The 3947-nt window shown below is 69.6% G+C and carries 4 protein-coding genes; all 4 read right to left on the reverse strand.

Annotated features, from left to right (window positions below; genetic code table 11):
• A partial coding sequence (locus ACWD35_RS45030) for an ISAs1 family transposase (RefSeq protein ID WP_451357105.1) occupies positions 1 to 750 on the reverse strand: 750 nt, incomplete at its 3' end.
• Positions 751 to 798: 48 nt separating this feature from the next.
• Positions 799 to 1968, reverse strand: coding sequence for an IS110 family transposase (locus tag ACWD35_RS45035; RefSeq protein WP_451357106.1), 1170 nt, complete (start codon positions 1966 to 1968; stop codon positions 799 to 801).
• A 211-nt stretch (positions 1969 to 2179) separates the two neighbouring features.
• Positions 2180 to 3007 carry a GFA family protein gene (locus tag ACWD35_RS45040; RefSeq protein WP_451357107.1) on the reverse strand — a complete coding sequence of 276 codons (828 nt, stop codon included), beginning with the start codon at positions 3005 to 3007 and terminating at the stop codon, positions 2180 to 2182.
• A 353-nt stretch (positions 3008 to 3360) separates the two neighbouring features.
• On the reverse strand, positions 3361 to 3947 hold a 587-nt coding region (locus ACWD35_RS45045; RefSeq protein WP_451357108.1), incomplete at its 5' end, for a phosphotransferase family protein.

Consider the following 3947-nt stretch of genomic DNA (forward strand, 5'->3'; position numbering starts at 1 on the left):
GCGTCCCTGAAGCGGGATGTCTTGCCAGGGAAGGGACTTGAGCTGTCGGCGCAGCTTCTTCTGATTGCCCTTGACGATCACGATGTAGTGCGCTGCGCGGCCGAGGAGGTAGTCGGCGTGCTCGCGCTGGGTGTGCATCGCGTCGCTGGTGACGACAACTCCTGCCAGGTCGGCGACGGTGCCCAGCAGCGGTTGGAAGCAGGTGATCTCGTTCGTCTTCTCGCCGACGTCCAGCTGGGCCAGGACCAGGCCGGTGGTGTGCTCCAGTGCGGCGATCAGGTGGATCTTGCGGCCCTTCGCTTTGGCCGCGCCGCGCAGGCTTTTGCCGTCCACTGCGAGGCCGCGCAGCCAGGTCGCCTTCGGGCGTCGGTCGGCGAGCCAGCGTCCGACCGCCTGGTCCAGCGCGTCGCCGTCGATGCGGGCCAGTAGCCGCCGGACCGTCGTTTCCGCAGGCAGGAACCGCTTCGGGAACAGTGGGTCGAGGCGTATGCCGAGGCGTTGAAGGATGTGTGGCGGGGCGTCGGCGATCCACTCGCTGACGGCCGGCACAGAGGTCGCCCCCGCCAGAACCGCGCACGCGGTCAGCGCGAGCACGGCGACCAGAGCGTGCCGTACGCCGCGTGGGTCTCGCGGGTCGGGCACCTCGGCCAGCCGTTCCAGCAGGCGCGGGACCTCGTCGGATACGGCCTCGGGATGCTCGCGGAGCTGGTCAAGGGCAGGCGGGATCAGCGACGATGCGTCAACAGGCACGGTCTTCCACTCGGATCACGGGGCGTAGAGAACATCCCAATGCCGTTGTCAAACCGCAGGTGCGACACTCGGTGCAGGTTGGTAGCACGCTCCGTCACGGATCATCGCCCAGAGGACGTTCACTCTCCGCCGTGCGAGCGCGATCAGGGCCTGCTTGTGCCCCTTGCCCTCGGCGCGCTTGCGGTCGTAGTAGGTCCGCGATGCTGGACAGGATTTCAGGCTCGCCATTGCCGACAGGTAGAACACCCGCAGCAGGCCGCGGTGGTAGCGCCGCGGGCGGTGGTGGTTGCCACTGATGCGGCCGGAGTCGCGGGCAGCGGGGGCCACGCCTCCGTAGCCGGCAAGACGGTCGGCGCTCGCAAAGGCGGTCATGAGGCCGCCGGTGGCGGCGATGAACTCGGCACCGAGCTGAGTGCCCATTCCGGGCAGGCTGCAGATCACGTCAGCGTGCGGGTGCTCACGAAACCGGGCCTCGATGAGCGCATCGAGCTCGGCGATCTCCTCGTCAAGGGCCATCACCGCCTTCGCGAGACGGACCACCATGCCGGCAGCCAGTGTCTCGCCGGGCAGCGCGGTGTGCTGGGCCTGCGCCGCCTCCAGGGTGGCCTTGGCCAGGGCCGCGGCGCTTCGGACCTTGCGATTACGCAACCAGGTCTCGATACGCTTCGCGCCGGCGCGGCGGATGGCGGCCGGTGTCTGGTATCCCGTCAGGAGAATCACGGGACCCTTGTTGGTCAGGTCCAGGGCGCGTTCCAACGCGGGAAAGAACTCCAGCAGTTGGGCGCGGAGCCGGTTGATCTGGCGGGTGCGGTCGCCTGCGAGGTCGGTGCGGCGGGTGGTGAGGATGCGCAGGTCGACGGCTATCTCTTCGCCGGGCCGCAGCAGGCCCAGGTCGCGGCGCATGCGGGCCTGGTCGGCAATGACGAAGGCGTCCTTGGCGTCGGTCTTGCCCTCACCGCGGTAGGTGCCGGACGCGCGGTGGACGGCCAGGCCGGTGAGGTAGGCCATGGGCTGACCGTGGTTGAGCAGCAGACCGATCAGCAGCGCAGCACCGCCGTGATTGACGTCCACCGCCCACAGCACGTCCTGGTCGATGTCCAGGACGTCGCGAATCAGCTCCAGCAGGGCCGCTTCGTCGTTCAGGACTCGGCGGGACAGCAGCCGCTCGCCCCGCTCGTTGATCACCACACAGTGGTGATGCTCCTTGCCGATGTCCATCCCGGCCCAGATCTGGGGCACGGCCACCTCCGTCAGCTCGTCGTCAGTCCATCCCGCAGACGACCTCGCCGACGTAGTCCTACAGAGCGATCAAGTCGCGCATCCCAATTGGCGGTCGAGTCGTCGCGGGGCTCCGGGCGGCCATGTTCTCTGAGCCATCCGATCGGCTCCTCCATGACAGCCATACCCGGAGCCCCTGGGCTCACCGATCTTACGAATGACCAGCGGAAACCCACACTTGAAAGGTAGGACTCCATGATCTTGGAAGCCCGTGCCTGTCACGTTCCGGGACGCCACCGAGCTGACAGACCGCCACGAACCGGGCTCCACACGACAACGCCGAAGCCCTGGGAAGTAGCCCAGCGCCTCTCTGGAGTCGTGGTGATTGAGCATCCCCTGGACTGCCGCACGGCTCTTGCAGAGTTCTCTGTCGACCTCGCTGAGCATGTCCCTCGGCGGGCCCCGGCCCCAGAGTTCGCGCCCCTGCTCGCGGGCGAGAACGGGATGCCGGTCGGGGCCATCGAGGGAGCAGGTGACGTTGCCGACCAGTGGACAGGCGGTCAACCGGCCGTGCTGTGCTCGGTTTCCGGCACTGGGGGCAGCCAGTGCACGGCGTTCTCGCGGAAGGACGCGTGGATCGGCACGAGGTCTGGGCCGCTGGTGTCGTCGAGAGCGGTGACGTTGATGCGATCTCTGGGATGTCGCTGTCGATCGCCGCGAGGCGGCTGCCGCAGGTCGGGCAGAAGCCGCGCTTCGCCTCGCCTTCGAAGGTCTCGTACCAGGTTGGTTCGCCGCCCTCACCTGTCCAGGTGACCGTCTCGAATCCCACCCACCACATCACTGGTGTGCCGCCGAGCTTTTGGCAGTGGCGGCAGGCACAGGTGTGGGCGAAGACCGCCGGGCCTCGAGTGGTGAGACGGATGCGGCCGCACAGGCAGCCGCCGGTGCGTTCCCCATCTGTTTCGGCTCCCTGACTCTCGGCGTCGGGGGTGGCGTTCATCAGGTGATCTCCCGTGCACGATGGGCAAGTTGGGCCCATCAGTGTGTCATCACTTCCGTGATCGCCAGAAAGCTGTTGGCGGCTCTGGCGTGGCCTCGGCCGTGTGCGCCGATTGCGGCGGCGCCACAGGCCGGGCGACGAAACTGCTGCTCAGGGACGTCCGAGGGCGCGGACGGTTGGTGACGCCTCAACCGAGACGGGCGCCGGCGCCTGACTCGGCTGAGGCGTCGGGTCATACGAAGGCGAGCCCCCGGAAGCTGAAGGCGAGTTGACGCGATCGCGAGATGAACTGCACGGTTGCCGCGTCAAGTGAGGGCGGGGCTTCACCCTGATCGGTGACGGCGGGGGCCCCGCGAGTAGGCCGCGGCGTGGGGGGTGAAGGAGCTGTGCCGTCACGGGAGGCGAGCCCGGCCGCGCTGCCGCACGGCGGGGTCGGTGCCGAGGGCGGCGTCGGCAAGCTGGTGGATGCGCCAGTACAGGCGGAGTCGGCGGTCGGCGTCCGGATCGGGCTGGTGGGCGAGGTGGAGGACGCCGGTGGGGTCGGGCAGGTCGAGACGGACGGCGAGGCGGGCGAGGTCGGACAGCGGGTCGCCGAAGGCGGCGAGTTCCCAGTCCAGCAGCAGTGGCTTGCCGCTGGTGGGGTGGACAAGGTGGCCCGGCTGGAGGTCGTGGTGCAGCAGCCTGGGTTCTGTGTCCACGTCCGTGGCGTCGAGTTCGCGGCGGAGGGCTGCCGCAGCCGGGGCGAGGTCGGGTGCGGCGGCCGTGTAGGTGTCGAGCCGGTTGTGAAGGTAGTCGCGCCATGCGCGGTGGCGCGGGGCTCCGGCGAGCCGTCCGGCGTGGGGGCCTGGTATGCGGTGAACGGCGGCCAGGGGGTCGGCCAGGCGGCGCAGGAGCTGGTCGGCGGGCACGGGCCCGGGGGGGGGGGGCGGGGGGGACGGGGCCGCCCCCCCCCGCCGCCCCCGCGCGCCCCCCCCCCCCA

The organism is Streptomyces sp. NPDC002671, from assembly GCF_053592475.1.

Excerpts from the sequence above, each read along its gene's own strand:
- ACWD35_RS45035 (WP_451357106.1), bottom strand. The coding sequence starts at position 1,968 with ATGGACATCGGCAAGGAGCATCACCACTGTGTGGTGATCAACGAGCGG.
- ACWD35_RS45040 (WP_451357107.1), bottom strand. The coding sequence starts at position 3,007 with ATGGGCCCAACTTGCCCATCGTGCACGGGAGATCACCTGATGAACGCC.